The 25,357-nt window shown below is 36.4% G+C and carries 30 protein-coding genes and 2 tRNA genes; 10 read left to right on the top strand and 22 right to left on the bottom strand.

Features of this window, described 5'->3' with window-relative positions; all coding sequences use genetic code 11:
• Positions 1-152 precede the first annotated feature (152 nt).
• A complete protein-coding gene (locus tag G4Z02_RS07570) occupies positions 153-284 on the bottom strand; it encodes a hypothetical protein (RefSeq protein WP_258877406.1) in 132 nt (43 codons plus the stop codon).
• Between the two features lie 85 nt (positions 285-369).
• Here G4Z02_RS07570 and G4Z02_RS07565 point away from each other — a divergent pair, with 85 nt between their 5' ends.
• Positions 370-1,278 carry a helix-turn-helix domain-containing protein gene (locus G4Z02_RS07565; RefSeq protein ID WP_258877405.1) on the top strand — a complete coding sequence of 303 codons (909 nt, stop codon included), beginning with the start codon at positions 370-372 and terminating at the stop codon, positions 1,276-1,278.
• A 113-nt stretch (positions 1,279-1,391) separates the two neighbouring features.
• Here the strand turns inward: G4Z02_RS07565 and G4Z02_RS07560 are convergent, their stop codons facing one another.
• Both G4Z02_RS07560 and G4Z02_RS07555 read right to left on the bottom strand, forming a co-directional pair.
• The gene (locus G4Z02_RS07560; RefSeq protein WP_258877404.1) at positions 1,392-1,649 is read right to left on the bottom strand and encodes an HPr family phosphocarrier protein; all 258 of its coding nucleotides are present in this window, start codon (positions 1,647-1,649) and stop codon (positions 1,392-1,394) included.
• Positions 1,650-1,653: 4 nt separating this feature from the next.
• Complete coding sequence (locus G4Z02_RS07555) at positions 1,654-1,992, bottom strand: hypothetical protein (protein ID WP_258877403.1); 339 nt, start codon at positions 1,990-1,992, stop codon at positions 1,654-1,656.
• Between the two features lie 99 nt (positions 1,993-2,091).
• Here G4Z02_RS07555 and G4Z02_RS07550 point away from each other — a divergent pair, with 99 nt between their 5' ends.
• Positions 2,092-2,505 (top strand): GNAT family N-acetyltransferase, encoded by a 414-nt coding sequence (locus G4Z02_RS07550; RefSeq protein ID WP_258877402.1) that lies wholly within the window; start codon positions 2,092-2,094, stop codon positions 2,503-2,505.
• A gap of 99 nt (positions 2,506-2,604) precedes the next feature.
• On the opposite strand, the gene mgtE is transcribed toward G4Z02_RS07550, so the two are convergent.
• Entirely contained in the window at positions 2,605-3,975 is a 1,371-nt protein-coding gene (gene mgtE / locus G4Z02_RS07545) for a magnesium transporter (RefSeq protein ID WP_258877401.1), read from the bottom strand.
• Positions 3,976-4,142: 167 nt separating this feature from the next.
• Between mgtE and G4Z02_RS07540 the strand changes: the two genes are divergently transcribed.
• Entirely contained in the window at positions 4,143-4,637 is a 495-nt protein-coding gene (locus G4Z02_RS07540; protein WP_258877400.1) for an inorganic diphosphatase, read from the top strand.
• Between the two features lie 15 nt (positions 4,638-4,652).
• Entirely contained in the window at positions 4,653-5,048 is a 396-nt protein-coding gene (locus G4Z02_RS07535) for an OsmC family protein (RefSeq protein ID WP_258877399.1), read from the top strand.
• A gap of 105 nt (positions 5,049-5,153) precedes the next feature.
• On the opposite strand, the gene G4Z02_RS07530 is transcribed toward G4Z02_RS07535, so the two are convergent.
• The 6 genes from G4Z02_RS07530 to G4Z02_RS07505 all read right to left on the bottom strand — a co-directional run bounded on the left by G4Z02_RS07530 (position 5,154) and on the right by G4Z02_RS07505 (position 7,814).
• Positions 5,154-5,717 (bottom strand): RDD family protein, encoded by a 564-nt coding sequence (locus tag G4Z02_RS07530; protein ID WP_258877398.1) that lies wholly within the window; start codon positions 5,715-5,717, stop codon positions 5,154-5,156.
• A 127-nt stretch (positions 5,718-5,844) separates the two neighbouring features.
• Positions 5,845-5,918, bottom strand: a tRNA-Gly gene (locus G4Z02_RS07525).
• A 77-nt stretch (positions 5,919-5,995) separates the two neighbouring features.
• Positions 5,996-6,069: transfer RNA gene (locus G4Z02_RS07520), tRNA-Gly, on the bottom strand.
• A 59-nt stretch (positions 6,070-6,128) separates the two neighbouring features.
• Positions 6,129-7,058 carry a 16S rRNA (cytosine(1402)-N(4))-methyltransferase RsmH gene (gene rsmH, locus G4Z02_RS07515; RefSeq protein ID WP_258877397.1) on the bottom strand — a complete coding sequence of 310 codons (930 nt, stop codon included), beginning with the start codon at positions 7,056-7,058 and terminating at the stop codon, positions 6,129-6,131.
• 88 nt (positions 7,059-7,146) lie between these two features.
• Positions 7,147-7,344: a 50S ribosomal protein L32 gene (rpmF, locus tag G4Z02_RS07510; RefSeq protein ID WP_258877396.1), complete on the bottom strand. Its 198-nt coding sequence runs from the start codon at positions 7,342-7,344 to the stop codon at positions 7,147-7,149.
• A gap of 11 nt (positions 7,345-7,355) precedes the next feature.
• A complete protein-coding gene (locus G4Z02_RS07505; protein WP_258877395.1) occupies positions 7,356-7,814 on the bottom strand; it encodes a YceD family protein in 459 nt (152 codons plus the stop codon).
• Between the two features lie 78 nt (positions 7,815-7,892).
• Here G4Z02_RS07505 and G4Z02_RS07500 point away from each other — a divergent pair, with 78 nt between their 5' ends.
• Positions 7,893-9,035 carry a nucleotidyltransferase gene (locus G4Z02_RS07500; protein WP_258877394.1) on the top strand — a complete coding sequence of 381 codons (1,143 nt, stop codon included), beginning with the start codon at positions 7,893-7,895 and terminating at the stop codon, positions 9,033-9,035.
• 54 nt (positions 9,036-9,089) lie between these two features.
• Positions 9,090-10,085, top strand: a complete 996-nt coding sequence (locus G4Z02_RS07495) for a P-loop NTPase (RefSeq protein WP_258877393.1) — start codon at positions 9,090-9,092, stop codon at positions 10,083-10,085.
• A 12-nt stretch (positions 10,086-10,097) separates the two neighbouring features.
• On the opposite strand, the gene G4Z02_RS07490 is transcribed toward G4Z02_RS07495, so the two are convergent.
• The 8 genes from G4Z02_RS07490 to G4Z02_RS07455 all read right to left on the bottom strand — a co-directional run bounded on the left by G4Z02_RS07490 (position 10,098) and on the right by G4Z02_RS07455 (position 19,094).
• A complete protein-coding gene (locus G4Z02_RS07490; protein WP_258877392.1) occupies positions 10,098-11,372 on the bottom strand; it encodes a helix-turn-helix domain-containing protein in 1,275 nt (424 codons plus the stop codon).
• Between the two features lie 201 nt (positions 11,373-11,573).
• The gene (nth, locus tag G4Z02_RS07485) at positions 11,574-12,215 is read right to left on the bottom strand and encodes an endonuclease III (protein WP_258877391.1); all 642 of its coding nucleotides are present in this window, start codon (positions 12,213-12,215) and stop codon (positions 11,574-11,576) included.
• Complete coding sequence (locus G4Z02_RS07480; protein WP_258877390.1) at positions 12,203-12,835, bottom strand: DnaD domain-containing protein; 633 nt, start codon at positions 12,833-12,835, stop codon at positions 12,203-12,205. The genes nth and G4Z02_RS07480 overlap by 13 nt, the downstream gene beginning before the upstream one ends.
• A gap of 72 nt (positions 12,836-12,907) precedes the next feature.
• On the bottom strand, positions 12,908-13,588 hold the full coding sequence (gene rnc, locus G4Z02_RS07475) for a ribonuclease III (protein WP_258877389.1): 681 nt from the start codon (positions 13,586-13,588) through the stop codon (positions 12,908-12,910).
• Positions 13,589-14,587, bottom strand: coding sequence for a phosphate acyltransferase PlsX (plsX, locus tag G4Z02_RS07470; RefSeq protein WP_258877388.1), 999 nt, complete (start codon positions 14,585-14,587; stop codon positions 13,589-13,591).
• 33 nt (positions 14,588-14,620) lie between these two features.
• A complete protein-coding gene (gene recG / locus G4Z02_RS07465) occupies positions 14,621-16,633 on the bottom strand; it encodes an ATP-dependent DNA helicase RecG (protein WP_258877387.1) in 2,013 nt (670 codons plus the stop codon).
• 60 nt (positions 16,634-16,693) lie between these two features.
• Positions 16,694-18,358, bottom strand: a complete 1,665-nt coding sequence (locus tag G4Z02_RS07460) for a DAK2 domain-containing protein (protein ID WP_258877386.1) — start codon at positions 18,356-18,358, stop codon at positions 16,694-16,696.
• A 160-nt stretch (positions 18,359-18,518) separates the two neighbouring features.
• Entirely contained in the window at positions 18,519-19,094 is a 576-nt protein-coding gene (locus tag G4Z02_RS07455; protein WP_258877385.1) for a class I SAM-dependent methyltransferase, read from the bottom strand.
• A gap of 154 nt (positions 19,095-19,248) precedes the next feature.
• Here G4Z02_RS07455 and rpmB point away from each other — a divergent pair, with 154 nt between their 5' ends.
• Positions 19,249-19,440 carry a 50S ribosomal protein L28 gene (gene rpmB / locus G4Z02_RS07450; RefSeq protein WP_258877384.1) on the top strand — a complete coding sequence of 64 codons (192 nt, stop codon included), beginning with the start codon at positions 19,249-19,251 and terminating at the stop codon, positions 19,438-19,440.
• 105 nt (positions 19,441-19,545) lie between these two features.
• Here the strand turns inward: rpmB and G4Z02_RS07445 are convergent, their stop codons facing one another.
• From G4Z02_RS07445 to G4Z02_RS07430, 4 genes are all read right to left on the bottom strand, one after another.
• Entirely contained in the window at positions 19,546-20,157 is a 612-nt protein-coding gene (locus tag G4Z02_RS07445; RefSeq protein WP_258877383.1) for a thiamine diphosphokinase, read from the bottom strand.
• Entirely contained in the window at positions 20,154-20,786 is a 633-nt protein-coding gene (gene rpe, locus G4Z02_RS07440; RefSeq protein WP_258877382.1) for a ribulose-phosphate 3-epimerase, read from the bottom strand. The genes G4Z02_RS07445 and rpe overlap by 4 nt, the downstream gene beginning before the upstream one ends.
• A 2-nt stretch (positions 20,787-20,788) precedes the next feature.
• Positions 20,789-21,664, bottom strand: coding sequence for a ribosome small subunit-dependent GTPase A (rsgA, locus tag G4Z02_RS07435; RefSeq protein ID WP_258877381.1), 876 nt, complete (start codon positions 21,662-21,664; stop codon positions 20,789-20,791).
• Positions 21,665-21,747: 83 nt separating this feature from the next.
• Positions 21,748-22,335 carry a TetR/AcrR family transcriptional regulator gene (locus G4Z02_RS07430; protein ID WP_258877380.1) on the bottom strand — a complete coding sequence of 196 codons (588 nt, stop codon included), beginning with the start codon at positions 22,333-22,335 and terminating at the stop codon, positions 21,748-21,750.
• A gap of 448 nt (positions 22,336-22,783) precedes the next feature.
• Between G4Z02_RS07430 and G4Z02_RS07425 the strand changes: the two genes are divergently transcribed.
• The 3 genes from G4Z02_RS07425 (at position 22,784) to G4Z02_RS07415 (ending at position 25,277) form a co-directional block, all read left to right on the top strand.
• Complete coding sequence (locus G4Z02_RS07425; RefSeq protein ID WP_258877379.1) at positions 22,784-24,073, top strand: cation:proton antiporter; 1,290 nt, start codon at positions 22,784-22,786, stop codon at positions 24,071-24,073.
• Entirely contained in the window at positions 24,043-24,333 is a 291-nt protein-coding gene (locus G4Z02_RS07420) for a hypothetical protein (protein WP_258877378.1), read from the top strand. Before G4Z02_RS07425 ends, G4Z02_RS07420 begins: the two co-directional genes overlap by 31 nt.
• A gap of 119 nt (positions 24,334-24,452) precedes the next feature.
• Positions 24,453-25,277, top strand: a complete 825-nt coding sequence (locus tag G4Z02_RS07415) for a DUF2785 domain-containing protein (RefSeq protein ID WP_258877377.1) — start codon at positions 24,453-24,455, stop codon at positions 25,275-25,277.
• Positions 25,278-25,357 lie beyond the last annotated feature (80 nt).

Here is a 25,357-nt window from a genome sequence, read left to right as displayed (position 1 = left end):
ATTAAAAACCTCCTATTTGTTTAAAATTTTGCATAATAAAAAACAAAAAACTGTAGTTTATACGTTCTTAATCAATAGTTTTTCATTTTTTTGTTAGTAATGCGTCTATGAAAATTTACTAAACTGTTGTAGAATGAAATAGTATAATATTTTTAGTATCTGATTGGAAGCAATTCAGTTACATCATCTACATATTCATCTCCAGCATCAGAAAATACATTGACTCCCCCACCAGATGTTATAATAGCTGCTAAAACTAATAAGATTGCGATTGCTTTTTTCATATTATATCAACTCCTTGCTTATATTCTATAAGATGTTATTTGATAAATAAAGTTCATATATGACCCATTAGGAGGTGTTTTTCAAATGTCTACAAATGCACGTGAGTTTGGTCTATTTATTGATGGCTTAAGATTAGACCGAAACATGTCTAGAGAAGACCTCTGTGATGGAATCATTTCTCTAAGTCAATACAAAAGGTATTTAAGAGGAGACACCTCAATACCAAATGATATATTAGTTCAAATAGCTGATCGATTGAACTACAGTATTAGTGATTTACATCTACTTTTCCTTAAAAAATCTGATAGTCAACTTGAACAAATAAACAACATCTTTAATCTAATAAAACAAAGAAAGTTCGATGATGCATACAAGTTGGCTAAAGATATAAGAGAAGCAATTTTCGTGTCAAAGTACAATAAACTATTCTTTGATTTTTGTATGTTATTTATCCAGCACAATCTTAATATGGTTTCCGATGTACATGTTCTTGAATTGTATTCAAAAATGATAAATTATCCAGAATGTCAGAATAATGAATCTTTTAATATCATTGAACTAAACATTCTATTTCAAATGATTTTAATCAGTTCAAAAATTGATAATTATGAACCTGCTGAGTTAATGTATAAAATGTTAACAGAATCACAATATAATCTACCTCTAGGTCAGGATACCACACTATTACCCAGTATTTATCTTGTTTTAGGGCAGATTCTTGGACGACAACAAAAATTCAAAAGAACAATAGAAATCACCAATCAAGGAATTGAGTTTTGTCTCAATAATGAAATCTCGTTTGCCTTGTCTTCTCTCTTTCTAATCAATGCGTATGCAAAATGGGATACTGAAGATAAGATTGGGGCAATTGAATCTGCGAAAAAAGCACTTTTACAGTTATACATTGAGGGGAAAAGTAAAAAATTGGATGATTACAAAAAATCCATAGAAAATAAGTTCAATATGAACTTTGAAGATGTAATAGACTTATAGATAATAAAAAGCGCAAAAAATTGCGCTTTTTTTGTGTTTGAAATAATTACATATGATCCGTGTAAACACATCCAGGCAACTGCAAGTATCCCCCACTTGTATATTGTGTAATGTTACATATTAATTGTGTTTATAAGTTTTGTGATTTCTTGCATCGCTTCAAGTTCGTCTTCTCCCGTAATATGGATACTAACTAATGAGCCTCTTGTAACACCAAGGCTCAGTACTCCCATAATCGATTTCAAGTCTGTTGTTACCCCATTAAAGGTAAGGGAAATAGTTGATTTAAATTGATTGGCTTTTTGAACAAGATTTGTTGCGGGTCGGGCATGAATACCTTGTTCATTTGTAATGATAAAATCTCGATGCATACGATCACATCCTTTTTATAGTTTTGGACAGTTGTTCAAATAATAGCCGGTTATCCTCTGGAGTACCATCGATATAAAACTTAATTACATCACCAACAATACTGATCCCTTTTGCTCCGGCTTCTTGAAGTTGATTGGGATCGACAATGTCTATATCATCAAACTTGATAACAATTTTATTGCGTGTAAAATCTATTGACATAACATTGTATTTTGAAAGGATATCCGTAAATGCATTGATATCCATTGGTTGTTTTTTGGGGGTCTTTGATCGTATTGCTAATACCGTAAAAATCAATATAGCTAATACAACGACTATACCACCTACATAGTAGTACCACATAATACTCACCTCTTGAAATATTTTACCACATTCCGTTTCATTTTGAAACATTATTCAGTATAATAAACATAGTATGAGGTACTTCAATGAGGTGATGAAATGAAGGTAATTATAGCAAACACTCAGAAGGAATTGGTTGAACACTTTATGATACGTGGGCAAGTATTCATCATTGAGCAAGAGATTGATTGGGCAATTGAATTTGATGGATTGGATCATGAATGTGTCTTATTTAATGCATATATTGATGACACCATTGTTGGGGCTGCACGGTTATATCATAACAAAGTAGGTCGCGTAGCAACGTTGAAACAATACCGGAAACACGGTGTTGGGACGGCATTGATGGATGCGATAGAGTCGTATGCTAAAACAAAGGGTATTAACACCCTAGTTTTAAATGCACAGTTATATATTAAAGATTTTTACGATCATCTTGGGTACATCGCTGAAGGCGATATTTTTCAGGAAGCCGAGATAGATCACATTAGAATGATTAAGAAATTGTCTTAGCATAGTTATACAAAAACAATTTTGTGTGAAGTGAACCCCATATAGTGGATACTAAAAAAAACACCTTAATACTATACCAATAGTATGGAGGTGTTTTTATTATAATGTATTAATAATAAGAACTGTAGCGAGAGTAAAATATACACTGATAGCGAGAATATCGACAACCATTGTTACAAATGGTCCACTAGCAACAGCCGGATCAACTTTAAATGAGTTAATGACAATTGGGATTAACGCTCCAGCAAATGTCGATACTGTGAGACTCACCATGATAGCTAAACTAACAGCTTGTGTTATGGAGAATGCATTGGCGTTTTGTGAAATCGCCAAGAAACCATAGGTCACGGCAAACAATATAACACCTATAATTACACCATTTAGTAAACCGGTACCGAGTTCCCGTAGTAAATGACGCCCAATTTCGTTTTTTGAATCAAACTCATTATTATTAAGTCCTCGTACAGTTACAGCAAGAGCTTGCGTTCCGGTGTTCCCAGCCATCCCCAAGATCATCGGCATAAATAAAGCTATTGTCGGTACGGCAGCTAACGTAGTTTCAAACTGGGCAATGATGGTTGATGTAGCGAAACCCAATATACTTAAGACAAGTAACCAAGGCAATCGCTTCTTAGCACTCATCCAAATCGTTTCATTTTCACTATCGATATCAACGTCACTAACAGCTGCTAGACGCGAATAGTCTTCAACTGCTTCTTCGTCGATGACATCAACGATATCATCAATTGTGATGATTCCTAACATTCTCGATAGTTTATCAACAACCGGTAAAGATGTAAAGTCATAGTCTTTAAATATGGCTGCAACTTCCTCTTGGTCCATCGTCGATGGTACACTGATAATCCGTGCATTCATAATATCTTTTATGACTTGTCCTTTTCGTGCAAGAATGATTTCACGCAAGGATAGTGTTCCAACTAAAACATTTTTACTATCCGTTACATAAAGTGTACTAATTGTCTCTGCATCGACAGCTTGAGCGATCAGTTTTTTCATTGCTTGTTCCACGGAGTCTTCCATATCGATTTCGATATATTCCGTAGTCATGATCGATCCCGCGGTATCTTCTTGATACTTTAGAAGAGATCGGATTTTAGACTGGTTATCTTGTGTCATCAGTTTCAAATAAGCAGCACGATCTTCCTCAGGTAAGGCTTGCATAACATCAACGGCATCATCAATATCCAGGTCTTGAATAATATTGACAATGTAGCGCGGTTTCATTTCTTCGAAAAAGAGTACCAAATCCTCAATATCTAGATACCCCATAATCGCGCTGATGTCTTTTCCTTGAAACACCGAGTAAAACTTCGCTCGTTCCGCTTCACTCATTTCGACTAATGCTTCACTTACTTCATAGGGATGGTAATCCATGATACCACGACGAATCTCATCAGTTGTTCCATTTCGAAGTAACTCAATAATTTCTTCAATGTATCGATTGTCCATATTATTCACCTCCTATTTTCCATGTTTAATTGTATCATATTCGACGAAAAAAACCTATCGATATTCTTCACTATTCCACACTTTTACACCGTTTTCATCAATTTCCATTTTGTATTGAAAATCTTTCATATAGCACGTATAATAGGTGTGAGAAAGAAGGTTTTACTATGGACAAAATTTATGAAGCAATCATTGAAATCCCGATGGGAACAAAAAACAAATACGAGATTGATAAAGCCAATAACCGGATTAAGTTGGATCGGGTATTATATTCACCAATGACGTATCCCGCAGAATACGGATACATTGAAAACACATTAGCCGAAGATGGAGATCCGCTTGACATTTTAGTCTTAGCCTCTTCAAAGACATTCCCTGGCTGTGTCGTTGATGCCCGTATTGTTGGTTATCTTGATATGGTGGATAATGGCGAACCAGATCAAAAAATCATAGGTGTCATGAACTCCGATCCGCGTTTTAGCCATATTAATGAAGTGGAAGACATCCAAGAACATACGAAGCGAGAAATTCGTCACTTCTTCCACACATACAAAGATTTACAGCAAAACAAAGTTGTTGAAGTGAAGGAATTCTACGATAAAATTGATGCATTAGAGTTGATTCAAGAATGCAAAGTACGGTATGATAAAGCGAAAAAATAGTTAGGAGTTTATCATATGGCAAATCAAGTACAAGTTTTATTTCAAGCAAATCACGACGGACAATTACAAACGGAGAATAGTGAAACAAATATAAGTTTTAAAGGCAATGGCTTCGCGCCATACGAGATGTTTTTGGGGGGCTATGCATCTTGTTTACATGCAACCTTTCTTGGCATTGCAACAAAAAAACGTCTCACCTTTGACACCGTTCATTATGATGTCTATGCAACCAAGCGGGAAGAAGTTCCAACACTGTTAAATTATGTTAAAACGACAATCACTTTTACTGGAGTTACTGAAAAGAAACAACAAGCAATTATTAAATCACTCGAACTAGCAGAACGTTATTGTAGTATTAGTGCTATGATTAACAACATCGCAACCATGGAGTTCGATTACATATTCAAATAAGGCCAAGCGGCCTTATTTTTTTTCATTACATGAATTCTATCCTTCTTTAAGTGAAGTGATAGAAGAAACCATTTGATTTTATTTGCACACATCCAATGGTTTCTTTTATTCGATATTATTGAAATATTCTTCAATTTCTGCGTTAATTTCTTCTATTGTTTTTCCAAAATCAGGATTTATGATTTTTGGCATATCAGGTACGTTTTTCAGAAGTTCTTGAAACAACTTCATATTTATATAAATATACCCAAGCCGTTTCATTCTTAATGTTTGCATTGGATTTATCAAATCATGCAGTGATTCATATGCATCATTATGTATCAAATTTGTTGCAACAGCAGCACCAAGCAAATTCATAAAGCGCTCTCGCCCAATCACTTCAAATGTAATAAGACTGTAAAACTTGATACCAATAATTTTCTCACCAATAGTTTGTCCCTTCAGTATTAGAATTGGAAGCACAAACACAATGAATAGTGATAAGACATTGAGAGCCACAAACAATAGATAAGAACTTGAATTAAAAAGATCTCCATCTGGATAACTAATAAAGTATGCAATAATAATTAATACTACCAAAAGTATAAAATCAATTAAGCGGCTAAGTACTAAACTACCATATGATGGTTGACAAGCCTTTATTTCTAAAATGAGTTGCTCTTTGTCCATTCCTTTACATCCCTTCTTTTATTTATAATATAGGATTACAGACTAATGTAATTATATCATAATCAAATACATGTTTTGACAAATATTCTCAAAAAAAAAGACCTCATAAAGGTCTTTAATTTTCAACTGGAGCAGGTGAAGGGAATCGAACCCTCACAATCAGCTTGGAAGGCTGAGGTTCTACCATTAAACTACACCTGCGTAAGTGTCTATTGTATGATATCACAAAGCGGATATCGTGTCAATATCGAATCATATTTTTTGTTTTGCGACCAAAATGGAGCAGTAGAGGGGAATCGAACCCCCAACCCAACCATGGCAAGGTTGTATTTTACCGTTAAACTACTACTGCAGTTTTTTGGTAGCAAAAACATAATATCACAAAGCCATTTTTGTGTCAATAATTTGCCTTTACTTTTTCACTCTTTTTATTGCCCGTAATTTGGCACTGTGAGCACGATTGTTTTGCTCTAACTCCATTTGTGAAGGTAAAATTACCTTCCGATGAAGTAATTCGAAATCCGGTTCAAGATCGGGTGTAATTGGAATATGTTTGGGGATATTGATTGTCGTCTGTTCGCGAAACATCGTTTTCGCAATTCGATCTTCTAAAGAATGGAAAGAGATGACAACGATTCGACCATCCACATTTAATAGTGGAAATGCTTGCTCAAGTGATTCTTCAAACACTCGCAACTCATCATTCACTGCAATACGAAGTGCTTGAAATGTTTTCTTTGCTGGGTGACCTTTTTTGTTTAGTCGTTTTTGTGGCAATGCACGTTTGATGACATCCACCAGTTCAAATGTTGTTTTAATTGGTTGAACTTGTCGATCTTTTTCGATTTGTCTCGCGATTTGTTTCGCATAGGATTCGTCTGCATAACGATACAAGATTTTCATCAACTCATGAAAATCATAGGTATTGACGATGGTTTCTGCAGTAAGATTTTGCTGTTGGTTCATCCGCATATCGAGTGGTGCATCGTAATTATAACTGAATCCCCGATCTGGTAAGTCAAATTGAAACGACGAAACTCCTAAGTCATATAATATTCCATCAACGGCAGTGACACCAAGTTTCTCAAGTTCGGATGCAAGATGACGAAAATTAGACTTGATGATTGTGAAGTTTGGGGATATATTTTGTAGTTTTTCGGTAGCTCGATCAATCGCATATTGATCTTGATCAAATGCATACAGATGACCTGTCGTTAACTGGCTTAGTATCGCTGAAGAATGACCGCCACCACCGAGGGTGCAGTCTACATAAATTCCATCTTCTTTAATATTCAAATACGTCAAGCTTTCTTGTAATAAAACTGAAATATGTTCTACCATAGTTGCACCTTCTTTGTCGATGTTATCTTATCATGAAATGAAAAAATTGTAAAAGAAAAACGCTGCATCCAGCGTTTTCTTTTGGAAGTTAGTCTTCGACTACTTCGTCTTCTTTCGCTTCAACAACTACGCGACCGTTGTAGTACCCACATTCTTTACAAACACGGTGTGCTAATTTCATTTCTCCACAGTTTGGACATACAACCATACCAGGAACACTTAGTTTGTAGTGTGTACGACGTTTGCGTTTCGCAGTTTTTGAAGTTCTTCGAAATGGTACTGCCACTTGAGTCACTCCTATTTGTCGTAATTTTTTAGGTCTGCAAATACGTTGGTTACTTCCTCTTCAAATTCATCATTTTCATAGGTCACTTCATCATAAGCTCCTTCGCTTATAACGCGCATTGGCATTTCCAATAATATATTAGACCATATTATCGGCAATAAGTCAATAGTTATTCCCTCAATATAATGAGAATCATCGTCTTTGAATGTTGTAAAGACTTCTTCTGTCTCAATATGCATCGGATAATGGACCTCTTTTAGGGTAATGGCGCAGGGAAGAATCAGCTCGCATTCAATTTCAAGATAAAAGACAAATTCTTCTTGATCAAAGACCTCATATTCTCCTTGTACTTTGACATCTGAGATCGAGATAATATCGGTTCCATCGATAAACTGGGACAAATCAACAACCGTATTGATTTGATTATCTGTTTTCGCATGTTTCATAAGTTCATGAATCGTCCATTTCATCTTTGACACCTCCAAGCGTATCAATTATACTTATATTATAGCAGAAAGTCAATTGGTATCCCCAAGAAAGGATATTCTATGAAAATTGTAGGTATTGTCGTGGAGTACAATCCACTTCACAATGGACATCTTCATCACATTAACGAAGTCAAACGACAAAGTAAATGTGATGTTTTGATTGCGGTTATGTCTGGGTATTTTACCCAACGGGGAGAACCAGCGATTGTAGATAAGTTCACTCGGACAAAGTGGGCACTTAGTAATGGCATTGATCTGGTTGTTGAACTACCATTTGTTTGGAGTGTACAAAATGCCAATCGATTTGCCTTTTCATCGATTGCAATATTGGATAAACTCGGTGTTACAGATGTGTATTTTGGTAGTGAATCTAATGATATTGAGCAATTAAAGCAATATGGTGATGTATTGCAAAGTGATTCATACAATCAGAAATTGCACACTTATCTCCAAGAAGGCTACTCCTATCCAACCGCAAGCGATATGGCGATGTCAGCCGTTCACCCTAACAGCGATTATGATAAACCTAATAATATTCTTGGTATTCAGTATATTATTGCAGGTAACGAACTACATTCTAGTATTACATTCCATACAATTCAACGAATAAAAACGGGCTATTTTGATCACATCACGGAACATACGGATATCCAGAGTGCGACTGCGATCCGTCAATTATTACGAGATCAGCAAGATATCTCGATGTATGTACCACAGGATGTTGCACGTACATTTGACAACCATTCGATCGTCACATACGATGATTTTGTACCAACATTGAAATCAATTGTTCATCGTGAAAGTGCTGAATCACTGCAGCAATACGCACATGTTGTTGAAGGATTAGAAAACCGTATGAAAACGATTCATACATTTGATAGTATTGATAGTTTCATTCAACAGTTGATCAGCAAGCGATATCCTATCTCCAAGTTGCAACGAATGATTGCTCATATTCTATGCAACGTGACCGATTCCGAGATTACATCGTTTCGTCCACAATACATTCGTGTGTTAGGAATGAACACGAATGGACAAGGTCATTTGAATGCAATCAAGAAAGATATTGATGTCCCGATTTATACAAAAATCAAAGAAGGATTGCATCCTTATATCGATATCGAATTACGTGTTGCAAAAGTCTATTCTATCGCGAGTAAAACTGCGTTGTATACACAGGAATTTAAACCCGTGATAATTTAGTGTATTAGTTGCATTTTCGCCCAAAAGTACTATAATTACTTTTGGGTGATTATTATGTATACAAAAGAACAAGTACGCGATCACATCAATCAATTAGTGGATCCATCTTGTGAAAAAACATTAGCAGAAACAAATGGTATTAAACATCTCGATATCGATGAAGAAAAACAATCCGTAACGTTAATTATCGGTTTGGATGATGATAAAGACGAGTACAAACGTTATATGACGCGTCAACTTGCAAAGTTAATCAAGTTAGATCTCGGCTTTAAAGGGGTAAAAGCAGATTATCAACTTAATAAAAAAGATGATAGTATCCTTTCTCGTGAAGTCAAATACATTGGTGTAGCATCCGGTAAGGGTGGCGTCGGAAAATCGACCGTTACGGCAAATCTTGCATACGCCTTAAAACGACTTGGTAAAAAAGTGGGAATTATTGATGCAGATATTTATGGAAGTAGCATTCCTACAATATTGGATATGGACATTTCCCAACCAAAAGGAACAAAGGATGGAAAAATCCTACCGTATAATGTCGATGGCATCGAATTGATTTCAACCGAATTTTTCTTACAGCCAGATAAACCACTTATGTGGCGTGGACCGATGCTTGGAAAAATGTTAACCCACTTCTTCTATGATGTAATTTGGAGTGATGACATTGAATACGTCTTAGTCGATCTTCCTCCTGGAACAGGTGATGTCGCACTCGATATCACAAACTTCATTCCGGACTGTAAAATGATCATCGTCACGACACCACATCCTAGTGCTTCTCATATTGCTGTAAAAGCAGGTTTTGCTGCTACAGAGTTGAAGCATGAACTACTTGGTGTTGTGGAAAACATGTCGTATCTAGATCACAAAGGAGATCGTTTAAACATCTTTGGTGAAGGCGGCGGTAAAATCGTTGCTGACAAATTAAAAACAAAAGTATTGCAATCTATTCCGATTGGACAACCACAAGATCATCTAAGTATTTTTGGAATGAAAGAACCGATTGGTATTGATTATCTTGGTTTAGCTAATAAAATCATGAAAGAACTATAACACCTTGAGTTTTCAAGGTGTTTTTTGATACAGGATTTTTTGAATTTTAGATAATTCTTTTTGATACTTATTATAGTGCTGTGTTGCCTCTTTATACCGAGCATGCTCAATACAAATCTCCATCAATGCATTGGTATACTCTTCGAGTTTATCATAATCACCAACTCGAATCGAAAACGGAATTGCCACATCACGTAAATACTGTTTTTGAGAATCGGATTCTTCTACTAGATAATGATAATATATTTTACAAGTAAGTTCTTGTTTATTTGGTTGATATTGATGCAGCATGGCGATGATTTGAGATGTCATCTCATCATCACATTCGATTTGACAAATGCGTAGTAGGAGTGTCATTTTTCGCATATAGTATGTGGAGTTTTCTCGAATACTCTTCAACGACAAGGTTGCATCTTGGTATTTATCAAGATTATACAATGCCAAAGCCTTTAAGTAGTAATACCAATCTTGATTCTGTTGTCGCAATAGTTCCAATGGAATCGTATCAATCATCTTCAATGTTTTTTGAGGATGCTCCTTAACATTAGCTTGGGCTTTTTGTAGTGTTAACTCTAATGAACGCTTGATATTATTGTGAGCTTGGTAAATATTCATTGCATCACGGTAATCATCAGCAGCAGAAATCGTCATTCGTAATCGCACTTTCACTTGATAGGAAACATCCTTAAACAACCCATTAATCATCGGATTTTCCTGTGGTAACGTCTCTTGTAGAAGGACAAACTCCAATGCGCTCTTATAATCTTCACGATCGATAAAAAAGAGAGCAGAAAACAACAAATAAAGTCGGATTTCTTCTTCGGTCATATTGTTTACAACATGTTCCAACATCATCACGTATTGGTTGGTGTCTTCGAGATGATGATATACCGTATATCCTAATTTACATAGATTGATAACAACATTGTGCTCCACATCTTTGATATCATCATACAGCGATTCTAATAGTGATTCGTTACGATAGAAAAATGCTTGAATCATCTCGCTGACATATTGTTTATCCCGCAAACTAACGGAATAGATTGCTTCATCAATATCCAACTTGTCCATGATTTCTTGAATATAGAATGAACTTGGTACTATTTGATTGTTTTCGATTTTCGACAAGTAACTGATGCTGCATATACCATTTGAAACTTCATCTTGTGTGATATTCAGCTCCTTCCGTTTGCGTTTGATGAAACTCCCAATATCAGAATAATCCTGTTTGTATTTCTGTAATTCCATGCGTTTATGGATTCGATGTTTTAAGCTTTGTATACTCATAATCCACCTCCATCTACTATTGTATACAAGTGTCTTTCACATTCGGATAATATCTTATTGAAAAAAACATCGAAATGAAAAACCTGAATCAAAATCCGCACATTATCGTAATTGGTGTGTATTTTTTACATTTATTTCAACATATTTTTCCGACTTTCATCTCCTCTTACTGACAAATATGTCATAAAAAAAACGGTTATATTAACCGTTTTTACGTACATTTATATTCGGATATCGACACAAGTCTTGTAATGGGCACTCGTCGCATTTTGGATTTCTCGCGGTGCAATGATATCGTCCAAAGAAAATCATTTTGTGATGGGTATCACTCCATTTATCACGAGGGATCTTACGCATCAATTTTTCTTCAACTTGGTGAACATTATCATTCAGATAGGCTAGTTTCAGTCGTTTACTGACGCGTTCTACATGCGTATCAACGGCAATTCGCGGAACCCCAAACCAGACACTTAAGACGACGTTTGCGGTTTTACGACCGACACCCGGTAGGGTTTCTAGTTCCACCTGTGAACTCGGTACTTCCCCATCAAATTGATCCAACAAGATTTGACACATTTTCTGAATATTTTTTGCCTTGTTTTTATACAGTCCAATACGGCGTAAATCTTGTTCCAATTCTTCAAGTGGAACCTGTAAAAAGTCTTGTGGTGTATGGTATTTCTTAAAAAGAGAATCCGTAAGAAGATTTACGGATTTATCGGTTGTTTGAGCACTGAGCATAACCGCGATTAATAGTTCAAACCCATTGTTGTGAACCAGTTCACATTGTGCATTTGGAAACATTTCGTTCAACACATGAAGAATCGTTTTTACTCGGTCCATATCTTCTTTAGATCCTTAATCAGTGTTGTTTGATTATATTTTTGTTGTGGTTCTTCTGCGGTTTGTTGCAATAAAATTCCATCCACATATTTAATACTGTGTTTTCGGGCTTTACTTGCTTCAAATAATGCGTTTTTAATCTCTTCATATGTATAGTGATCATCATTCAACCACTTTGTGATTGTTTGAATGTCCAGTACCGATAATGGTTTGCGAAATTCGGATTCAAATAACTGAACCAAGCGTGATTCCACATTATCTTCTTTTGCATGCAGCATTTTATCTTCGAAATCTGCTTTCATAATTCGTTCAATGACGTTGTCCAAATTAAAACTTTCGGTTTCTTTCCCATGGTCGTTTTTCACCAACTCCATGGTAATGTATCCAGCGTCAATTAAATTATTGATTCGCTTGGTGGTGGTTTGTGCGGAAATGGATAACATGTTGGATAATTTTTGCGGATGAATAAAGGTGATATTGCGATTTAATAAATAATTCAATTTGATAATGATAATCGCATCGACCTCATCAAGTCCGATATTTTGATAGTTGTTTAAAACCAACTCTGAAAAGTCGACAATGTTTTTACGTATCATTGATTTTAAGTTACTAATGTCCATGTCCTCACCTCGCTTGGACTTCCATTATATCATAAAAAAAAGGAAAAAAAAGACTATTTTCCAATAATCTTTTTAGAATTTTATTGACCTGATTGCAAGCTTTTTTAGCGCCATTTCAGCTGCTTTTTGCTCGGCTTCTTTTTTTGTTTTTCCTTCGCCTTCCCCCATCAAAATCTGGTCCATGTACACCCGGGTGACAAAGGTCTTATCATGGGAAGGCCCGTACTCATTGACAATCCGGTATTCCAACGTCCGTTTATCCGACTGGACCAATTCCTGTAAATACGATTTGTAGTCAACGAAGTCGTCACTGCGATCTTCTTCGACAAGAGGAATGACAACGTGATTGAATATTTTGTAACACTCGGTAAGTCCTTTATCCATATAAACGGCTCCAATAAGAGCTTCAAAAGCATCAGCTTGTAAGGCAGTCCGTTGTCGACCACCACTTTTTTCTTCGCCTTTCCCCAGACGTAAATATTCATTTAGTTGACAGGCTTTTGCGTATTCAACAAGCGCGCTTTCACAAACATTTTTTGCCCGTAATTTGGTTAAATTTCCTTCGTTGTAGTCGGGATACTTTTCATAGAGGTACTTCCCCATCATGACATCCAGTACAGCATCGCCAATAAATTCCAGTCGTTCATTGCTTTCACAATTGTTTTCGTTGGCATAACTAGAATGAGTTAATGCGGTTTCAAGCAATGCTGGATTATTAAAGGATAAATCAAAGAACTGTTGCAGTTGTTTCATTTATTCCAGCTCCCTTTCGATGACGGCTGTCACTTTACCGAGTACATCATTACGAACAATTTGGGCAGCTTGGCGAATACCATTGTAGAAGCCATTGGCCTTGCTGGCTCCTTGGGCTTTGACAACGACTCCACGAAGTCCGTAAATCATTGCTCCACCAATTTCTTCAGCACTTAATCGTTTCTTGAATCCTTTGAGATTCTTAATCGATAGAAGCATTCCTAGTTTTCCGAAGATTCCACGGGATAGTTCCTGTTTTAAAATCGTCCCAAGTCCCTTGGCGGTTCCTTCAATTGTTTTCATCACAATATTCGCCGTGAATCCATCACTGATTAGGATATCACAGGGAGGATCTAAGACCAATTTTGGTTCAACATTTCCGACAAAATTAAGAATGTCATCTTGTTCAAACAACTCAAATACTTCTTTATCAAGCGGCCGTCCTTTTCCCGGTTCCGTTCCAAGGTTGATCAATCCGATCTTCGGTTCTTCTACACCGAGGACCTCCTTCGCATAGATATGAGCAAAATAGGCCTGATGAAGCATGTATTCTGGTTTAATTTCGATGTTGCCACCGGCATCGAGTAAAATCGTTGATGTGTTGTTGACGGTCGGTATCAACGGTGCAATTGCCGTTCGTTTCATGGCTTTTAGGCGACCAACTAAAATATGAGCACCAGCAATCAGTGCTTGCGTTGCTCCACTGGATACGATCGCATCATTTTCCCCCTTACGAACGGATGTCAATGCTTGTGCCATCGAACTGTTTCGATTTGAACGAATTGCTGATATTGGGTCTTTTTCCCCCATATTAATGACACCGTCTGTTTGAACAATCGTAATACGGGTATCATCGGTTAAATATTGTCGAATTGTGGTTTCATCACCATACAATGTCAATTCAATATCATCAATTTTCTCTATCGCCAACATGGCTCCTTGAACTTGTTCTTTGGGTGCGTAATCGCCACCCATTGCATCGATTGCTATTTTAATCATCGTATCACCTCTACTGTATTTCATTATATCATATTAATCGAGATTCGTTTTTCGTAATTGTGCTTTTAGATACTTGAATAACGGTTGATATTTGGGATTATAGTAATTGTCTTTTTGTTGCAATATATCAAGCGCATCTTGTTTGGCGATTTCCAATATGTGTGCATCTTGAACAATATCGGCTTGTTCAAACTTCATATCTCCACTTTGGCGATACCCAAAGAACTCTCCTGGACCGCGTAAACGTAAATCTTGTTCACTTAAGGCAAAGCCATCATCCGTTGTTTCCATAATCTCTAGTCGTTCTTTGACTTCGTCATCGTCACGATGGAGTAAGAGACAGTAACTTTTAATCGTACTGCGACCAATGCGTCCTCGCAATTGGTGTAATTGACTTAATCCAAAACGATCACTGTCAAAGACGACCATCATCGTTGCATTGGCGATATCGACACCAACTTCAATGACGGTTGTACTAACAAGAATATTGATCTTATTTTCCTCAAATAACTTCATCACTTGCTCTTTGTTATCTTGCTTGATTTTTGAATGCATCAATCCAATCGAGTAGTCTTTGAAATGATTGCGAAGTTGTCGAAATACATTTTGGGCATTGGATAAATCCGTCGTTTCACTTTCTAAAATAAGTGGTGTAACTACATAAATTTGGTGATTCTTCCGCAATTCTTCTTCCATCAACATATAGACAAGATCCATTTGTTTCAGGGAAAACAATTTGGTCTCAACTGCTTGTCGTGACGCTGGTTTTTCACGAATCGTGGTAATGTCCATATCACCAAACAAACTAATGGCCAGTGTTCGGGGGATGGGGGTTGCGCTCATGTATAAGACATCAGGTTGATATCCTTTTTCACGTAGTTTTTTTCGTTGTTCAACACCAAAGCGATGTTGCTCATCCGTGATGACATACCCTAAATTATCGTAGTGTACATCATCACTAAATAGTGCATGAGTACCAATCAATAACACATTATCTTGATGCTTAACTTTATCAAGAATTTCACTACGTTCAGTAGCCGTTAGTTTTCCCGTCAGTAATAATACGTCATAGGGCAGATGTTCAAACCACTTATAAAATGTACGATAATGCTGTTTCGCAAGAATCTCGGTTGGAGCCATCATCGCCACTTGATATCCACTTGATAATACGGCCAAGACGGTAATAGCTGCTACGACGGTTTTACCACTACCAACATCACCTTGTAATAATCGATTCATGATATACGGTGATTTGATATCTTTAATGATTTGATTGGTTGCGCGTTTTTGGTCGTTTGTCAGTTCATAAGGAAGTGACGCAATAAAATCTTTTACCGCCTGCAAATCATAAGCTTTTAAATACGATTTTTTTGATCGGTTTTTTAATCTGGTGTATTGCATTTTTAGTTGGAATTTAAATAACTCCTCATATTTGATCCGTCGTGTTATCTTATCGAGTTCTTTCATCGTATGCGGTTGATGGACAATACGCAGTAGTTCATGGTAGGGGATGAGTTTGTATTTTTCTTGTAACTCTTGCGGTAAATCATCATCAATAAATGATGCATAATCATCCATCGCTTGGTTGGCAAATTTGTGAAATTGCTTATCGCTAATACCATCAATATTATAGATGGGTTCGATTTCATTTTTGAAGTTGCGTTTTAGTTTTAATGTGGTTGCAGTAAACGTGTTTTTCGTTCGATCCATCGATCCCGTTAGCACGATATCTTCACCAATATCAAGGATGTTGCGAAGATAGTCACGGTTGAAAATAGCGACTTTAAACGGTCTTCCCTCAATCACAACTTGAAAACTTAAGCGGTTGAAGTTCTTGCGAATGTATGCGACTGTCGGGACACTTGTCACTTTTGCTTCAATGGTAATTCGAGCACCATCTGCGGCATCTTTTAATGTTGTTAAATGATATACTTCGTACCGTTTTGGGAAGCGACGGATTAAGTCAAAAGCATCGTAAATTTGATTACGATTTAGTTTATCCTTCATCCGTGGCCCAATGCCTTTGATCGATTCTAAACGGCTCATTTTATCACCTGACTTACGAACTAATTATACCATAAAAAAAGAGGATTTCTCCTCTTTTGTTTACTCTACAGCGATAATGTAGGAGTAGATATCTTGATTTCCTTCAATCACTTCTACTTCGACATCTGGATGATGGGTTTCAATGCAAAGCATGACTTCTTCCAGTTCTTTTTCTTCGACCGTTTTTCCGTACATAACCGTGATAATTTCACTGTCATCATCCAATAATTCTTGAACTAGATGACATACGGTATCAATTCGTTTCACATTGCTGGTAACAATTTCACCATTGGCAATTCCGATAAACTCATCCTTAGTGATTTTGACACCTTTATACTCGGTATCACGAACGGCGTAGGTTACTTCACCGGTCTTAACAGCTTGGATTAAATCTCGCATCTCAGCAACATTTTCATCCAAGTCTTGATTGGCATCAAACATAGTTAATGATGCATAACCTTGAGCAATCGTTTTTGCTGGTAATACCGTGATACTACGGTCTTCCATGTATTGTGCTGCATGCTGTGCTGATAACATGACGTTTCCATTATTCGGAATGATAATAACATGTTCACACTTGATTTTTTCAACCGCATTGATAAAGTCTTCTGTTGATGGGTTCATCGTTTGCCCACCATCGATAATGCAGCTAACACCCATTTCTTTAAAGGTTTCTTTTAACCCTTTACCATTGACAACGGTAATGATTCCATATTTGGAATGAGGTCCATCGTAATGAGCATGTTGATGACCACAATCTTGTTCTTCGCCACCTTCGTGTTCGGTGTGTAGTAATGTTTCACTATGTTGTAATGTCATATTTTCAATTTTTAATGTTGCAAAATTTCCATACTGTTGTCCAAAATTTAAGACATCACCAGGTGTTTTGGTATGAATGTGAACTTTACAAATTTGATCATCGGCTACAACGACTAATGAATCTCCAAATCGTGAGATTCGTTTGGTGAATTTATCTTTATTGAACTTTTCTCCATCTGCTAATTGAACGATAAATTCGGTACAGTATCCGAAGTCTTCGGTGGATGAATACGTCCCAATTTCTTGGGCAACACTTGGAACAGTATTAAACTTAGAATCTTCTAAAATTTGTCCTTCTAGCGCCATAATCATACCATCGATAATCACGTTGAATCCAGCACCACCACTATCAATAACACCTGCTTCTTTTAATACAGCCAGTAATTCTGGTGTCCGTTCTAGTGATTCGTAGGCTTCTTCAATATAGATTTTCATAACGTCGTGTAAACCGGATTCATCTGTTGCGATTTCTAATGCTTTTTCAGCAGCTTCGCGAGCTACGGTTAAAATCGTCCCCTCAACAGGATTGATTACGGCCCCATATGCTTGTTTTACACCTTGTACCATACCTTCGACAAACTCTTTGGTATTACAAGTTTCTTTTCCCTTAAATACTTTTGCAAACCCACTAAAGAGTTGCGATAATATAACTCCACTATTTCCCCTAGCTCCCATTAATAAACCTCTTGATAAGGTTTTAGCGATTTTTTCTACTGTTTCATTTTCAAGTGATTCAATTGCTTTCACACCACTCATCATCGTTGACTGCATGTTACTACCGGTATCTCCATCTGGTACAGGAAATACATTCAATTCATTAATCCGCTGATGATCATTGCGTAAAGCAATCGTTCCATTTGTAATTAATAACTTCAGTAGATTTCCATCAATTACAGTTGGGTTCATAGGCTTTCCTCCAATTTTTTAAAACAAAATATACTACTATTTATAACTTTCATTATTTTACCATACAAATTTTTGAAATGCAACAATTTAAGCTTTCGCTTCATGAAGCCAAAAACATATGAAAAGTCACTCATATTTTGATAATCAAACAACAGTAGCATTAAGACCGCTTATGTGTCGCTGTTCCATAGATAAATACCGTGTTCATGAATTGTCCTTGTTCCTGAATGTCAAATCCATTTTCATTCAAACTCTTCTTAAAATCTTTGGTTAAGGAACATCCACTACTAAATAGTCGCCATAACGGATTAATCGAACGAAATAATCGACGTAATCCCTGTTTATGAGGTAGGACATGTTCAATAAACAATAACTTACCATCAGGCTTTAAAACACGCTTGACTTCTTGCAACCCTTGATCAACATCATTGACACAACAGAACACCAATGTATGGACTACCGTATCAAAGGTATTATCATCAAAAGGAAGATGTTCTGCACGGGCTTCTTTAAACGATATATGAGGCTGGTGTTTTTGTTTTAAATGTTTCCCTACTTTTTGATCGGTAATAATTAACTCATCGATGCATGTTGGTTGATAATACTTCACATTCACTCCTGTACCAGCACCAATTTCTAGGACAGTACCGCATGCTTCTTGTAACAGTTTTTGTCGTGTTTTACGGATTCCACGTTTTTCAAGGGGGACCATAAATAGATCATAGAATGACACCATCAGAATCACGTCCTTTCTATATTTATATTATACGTGAAACACAACCATTTTGACGAACTTCACGCTTTTAAAAAAAAATTGTATTTATTACTTGATTTTTACTATTAGTGTGATACAATAATAATGCTGAAATCCGTTAGAAGGAGGTACAAATATGGCACGAGAATGTTATGTTACGAAAAAAAGAGGAATGAGTGGAAACTCACGTCCGTTCTCATTAACGGCTACAAAAAGACGTTGGAAAGCCAACTTACAAAAAGTGCGTATCATCGATGAAGATGGTACTGTCAAAAAAGTTTACGTATCTGCAAGAGCACTCCGAAGCGGATTAGTAAAACGCGCTTAAACAGTTGACAAAAAACCGTTTACGGTTTTTTTTATGAAATATCGCAATTTTCTTCATAAATCTCCCCCCTTTCTTAATGAAAAAGCACTCATTTGAGTGCTTTTTTCATTTGGTGTCACGTTGGTGAACGACGAGTAATAAGCCACTACCAAATGTAACACGACCAGATCCCTGATTGGAAATACAAAGGGGATCATAAGGGGTTAATTGGATATTCTCAAGCGGATATAAAAATCCTTGTAATGATAAACGTTCTACCGTTTCTAATGCAAAAAAAGATATATAGGGAAATTCGTTTTTAATAGTATATGTTCCTGGTTGTAGTATGTACATCTTGGTTGTATCGTTAACAATTGTAATATTGCCTAATCGAAGCAACAACATATTAGCATAGGAATGATCAAATCGATTTCCAACACCACCATATAGTATGATTTCTTCATAACCTCGTTTATGGGCTTCTAATATCGCGAGGTGAGTATCGGTATAATCCTTCTTGATCGGGTGGGTTTGAATCTCTTCAGAGTGCGTGTTTATAACATCAAGATCATTGTCATTGATGCTATCAAAATCACCAATAGCAAGGTGCATATGCAAGTTGTTGGAAGCGAGATATTTCGCTCCTTGGTCAACACCAATTATATAATCAGTTTTATCGAACTCATTCAATTCACTAAGCGAGTAATTACAAGGTCCTGTAAATATATAACACGTCATCTTAAATCTTCTATTTGTGATTCTGGATTGGGACTATTAAAGATGTACGAACCAGCAACCAATACGTCTACACCAGCTTCTTTACATAATTTTGCAGTGTTTTTATTGATTCCACCATCAACCTCAATCAAGTAATTATTCTTCACGACTTTTTTTAATGTTGTAAGTTCCTTAATCTTTTCTACAGCTTCAGGCATGAACGATTGTCCACCAAATCCAGGTTCAACGCTCATCACCAATACCAAGTCAACATCTTCTAATATGGTCAATAAGCTTTTCACATCGGTTTTCGGTTTGATTGAGATACCTACTGGTACCCCTAGTTGCTTTATTTCTCGAATCACTTTTAAAGGATCATTTACCGCTTCATAATGAAATGTGATTCGATCACTTCCTGCTTCCACAAATGCTTTCGCATACTGAAGAGGATTATCAATCATAAGATGTGTATCAAGTACTTGATCTGTATAAGAACGTAACCCTTTGACAACAACTGGCCCAATGGTAATATTGGGGACAAAATGGCCATCCATGACATCCACATGAATCCATTTGGCACTTTTCACTTGGGAAAGGCTCTCCTGTAAGTTCCCAAAATCAGCACTTAATATCGATGGGGCAATAATCATTGTTACTCACTCCTATACTTTGGTTTTTGGTTCTTAATTTCATCATATATTATCTTGTAATTCTCATATCGGGACGGTAAGATATTACCGTTTTTTACATCTTCTTGAACCTTACATTTGGGTTCATTAATATGGGTGCATGCACGAAACTTACATTGATTTGATCGTTCAAAGAAATCAACAAAGTTAACCGGTACATTTTCCAGTTCAATGTCATAAAAATCCAATTTGCTAAATCCTGGTGTATCAGCGACTAAGCCCCCAAAGACGTCCAACAATTCACTATGGCGAGTCGTATGTTTTCCGCGACCAAGCGCTTTAGAAATCTCATTTGTCTCTAGATCAAAATGAGGATTTAACGCGTTCAATAAACTACTTTTTCCGGCACCTGTTTGTCCAGCAAAGACACTAATTTTACCTTCAAACAGATGCTTGAGTTCTTCAATGTTCTCTTTTGTTTTCGAACTTAAATAAACAACTTTGTAGTACGTTTCATAGTAGGCTAATTGTTCTTTTAATTGGTTCAACTCGTCTTGCGTTAACAAATCAATCTTTGTAACAACAATAACCGGTGTGATATCCTCGTTCTCTATTAACATTAAAAAACGATCCAGTAAATGAAAACTGAAATTTGGTTCTTTTGTACTATTGATTAATAATGCCTGATCAACGTTTGCTACAGGTGGTCGGACAAGATTATTCTCTCGTTCTTCTACTGTCATAATGAAATCATTATCAAATGTAACGATATCCCCGACTTTGGGGCTTTCATTAATATGACGGAATTTTCCTCTTGCCTTAACCTCATAGTTGATCCCCAATTCACAACGAACCGTATACAGACCCCCGATTAATTTAATGATTCGACCTTGTTTCAAAACAACACACCTTTCGTAAATCCATATACATTATATCATACTCTAGCGTATCAGCGAATAGTAACAAAATAAAAAAGAAGACTTTAATAGCCTTCTTTATCGTTTCCATGAAAGGATAATCCTTTCCACACCAAATCAAACGTCGTATTAATGAACTCATTGGGATTCTCCACATCATGTTCAAGTAGGTATCTTGTCGTGGCATGTAATGAATTATCGATATAAGTAAGTACATATTCAGGGTAATCTCCACAAATCGTTGAGGGGATTACTTTTTTCATAATTTCGTTTTGAAATTGTTTATAGGCCTCTAACGATTTTTCAGTACGATACGTATTTTTAAACGGTGAGTGGCAAAACAATTCCAAGTAACGAAATTCATTGGGATTTTCAATTCCCCACTGGATAATTGCATGCCACATTGATTGTAGGGTGTCATGAACATTTTGCTTAACTTCCAACAATTCTAAAAAAGTAGCTTTTGAATGTAATTTTATATGAATATAAATCGCTTCAATTAGATCCTCTTTTGTTGGAAAATAATTAAACAACGTCCCCACACTGACTTTTGCTTTCTTAGCAATTTGCGACGTCGGCGTAGCGTGAAATCCATGCTCAACAAATAATTTCATCGCTACTTCAATAATATGTTGTCGTTTCACTATGCTCATTATAATTCCTTCTTTCATTCGACCGCTTGTAATTGTACTCCTGTGTAATGATTTTGTCAACTTTTTCAACAAATTTTTATGTCTTTTAATCAATGTAAACCTTTACATTGACCATATAAATATTATAGTATAATATTTATAATATAAATGGTAGCACTTACATTTTAAAAACTGACTAAGTAGTCACTCAAAATATGGTTTTTTACCTTTATAAAGCCATAATATTTTTTTGAATTTTTTTTAATACCACTTTAGCGCACAGTATAAATATCTTTGACCAGTAATTGACTAATCAGTCATTTTTTTCTTTAAAAAACCCCTTGATTTTTCTTTTTTCAGGAGTATAATCACTAGTGGTTGCTACGTCAAATAATGTACATTGCAACGAGACAGAATCATCTATTAAATGGGTTTTAGGTGATTCATACACATAATGGAGTGATAAAATATGATGTTATTAAATGCTGCCGTTTCAGGCGATCTCGCAAACGCGATTGTCAACCTCGGGATTATTATATTTGCCGGGTTATTCATGGGTCGTTTGTTTGAAATGATGAAAATCCCTGCTATTACAGGATACCTTGTTGCCGGATTATTCCTTGGTCCAATCACAGGTATTATTTCACTTGACGACGTTCATCAAGTGTCAATAATTACCGATGTTGCACTTGGTTTTATTGCGTTTCAAGTAGGGAACGAACTATGGTTTGGTAAATTACGAAAATCAGGAACTAAAATTGTAATCATTACGATTGTTCAAGCCGTTGCAACAACTGGACTTGTCATCTTTGCGTTACAGTTCTTCGTTGATTTACCAATCGCACTAATTTTAGGGGCAATTGCAGCGGCTACTAGTCCCGCTGAAATCATGATGCTGAACAAAAAGTATCGTACAAAAGGCGAGCTTACGGATACAATTTTACCAGTTGTTGGATTGGATGATGCAGTAGGTGTTATCTTGTTTGGTCTACTTCTTTCGATCAGTATGAGTCTTCTTGGCACCGATACAAGCGAAGTAAACATCTTGCATTTACTTCGAGAACCATTGATTGAAATTGGTATCAGCGCAGTACTGGGTATCGCAATTGGACTTATCAGTGGCTTTGCCGTACGAAATATTTCTAGCGGTTCTGATCGCAAAGAAAAAAGCCTAAATGTTGTTGTTATCACGGTATTCCTCACAACTGGAGCCGCACTTCTCTTTGGAGCTTCACCGATTCTAACACCAATGCTTGCAGGTACCGTTGTCACCAACTTGATTAATAAAGAGTGTTATATTCTGGAAGAAGAGACCATTCGATTCTTTGTCCCACCAATCATGATCACCTTCTTCACATTAGCTGGCGCACAACTGCAATTCGATGTTGTTTTCGCTGCCGGACTTGTCGGAATTGTTTATATTCTCGGTCGAGTAGTTGGTAAGTTTGCCGGTGCATTCCTAGGTGCGACAATGGTAAAATCTGGTTCGGTTGTAAAAAAATACTTAGGGATTGGATTATTGCCACAATCAGGTGTTGCAATCGGTCTCTCTATCGCCACATACAATACTGTTTCTGCGGTAAATATTGAAGCCGCATCGATTATTCAAAACGTTGTTCTTGCTGCTGTTCTCGTATTCGCTCTAACAGGACCCGTACTAGTAAAACTAGCATATTTTAAAGCTGGGGAAGCACAAGAAATTGAATCCAAAGTAGAGAAGGTGAAATCATGGAAAAATACAGCCGTCTATCAAAAATAACCACTGATTTTCTCAATGGAAAATTAGCCAAACTACAAGTCAACTACGAGGATGACAATTCAATGCAACTGCACTTCTTATACGAAGATGACAACCATTACTGGTTCGATTACGACATTTTAATAAGCATTGATGGGAAAATCGTTGAACATGCATCGCATCATTCCGAAGGATATCTAAACAAAGTCGAACTGAATCGTGATTCCGCCTTCGAAAAAGCCGTCTTCAAAGAACTATTCTCTTCTCTCCAAATTGCTTAACATCATATTTATCATACACAAACAAAAAAGAATACCTACCCAAGTATTCTTTTTTGTTTTTTTCAAGAAACAGTAGAGTTGATTCCATTTCTTATATATAATAGGTATGGAGGTGCATTATGGAAGAAAAACAATTACAATTCTTAAAGGATCAAAAACAATCTGGGTACGCGTTCAAAGATGTCAACAAATTCGAATTAGTATTGGATCTACTGGAAGACATTGGCATTAAAGACCCACAGATACGTGACGAACTCGTCTATCCCGCTCTCGCTCATCTATTACACGACAAACACTTAACAGAAGACGAACTTACAGCAGTTTTAGACAAGCTAATTGGACCTGAATATCTTCTATTTGATCTCGACAACATTATCGAATACAGTGTCTTGATTCGTTCATTCACCGTTTTGCAATTGGTTATTTTAGTTCACGTTCACAACCGCGATCACATCATCCCAGTCAAATACATCAAACAACTATCCACCGCATTTATGAGTTACTTCCAACAAGAAACAATTTTAGATGGTTACAATGAGACGGTTGGGTTCATGCACAGCATCGCTCATAGTGCGGATTTATTCGCACAATTGTTTAAAGTAGAAGACTTCAACGAAACGATTTTTAAATCCATGCTAAATGCCATTCAAAATAAGTTTAAAATCAATCACTACTACTTTTCACATGATGAAGATGAACGAATGGTAGTAGCCATTATGAATGCACTAGATGCAAACATACTTGAAGAAGAGTATTGGAAAAGTTGGATTTCGCAACTAGGATCTTATACGAAACCAACAACGTATCCCGCAGCATATTATATAAAAAACAATGTCCGCAATATCCTTCGTTCTCTATACTTCGCCCTACACGGAAGAGAACAACATCAAGCGCTGCGTGAACACATTGAAGCAACCTTAAAAGAACATGTAACGTTACGCTAAAAAAGACCATTTTTAAGGTCTTTTTTTATTTTTTAGATTATTTCTAATTTAAAGGAGAATAACAATTCATCTCGTTGTAT

Source organism: Candidatus Xianfuyuplasma coldseepsis (assembly GCF_014023125.1).
Lineage (GTDB): Bacteria > Bacillota_I > Bacilli_A > Izemoplasmatales > Izemoplasmataceae > Xianfuyuplasma > Xianfuyuplasma coldseepsis.
Note: the sequence above shows the minus strand (reverse complement) of the source record. Positions and strands in the feature narration are given on the sequence as shown.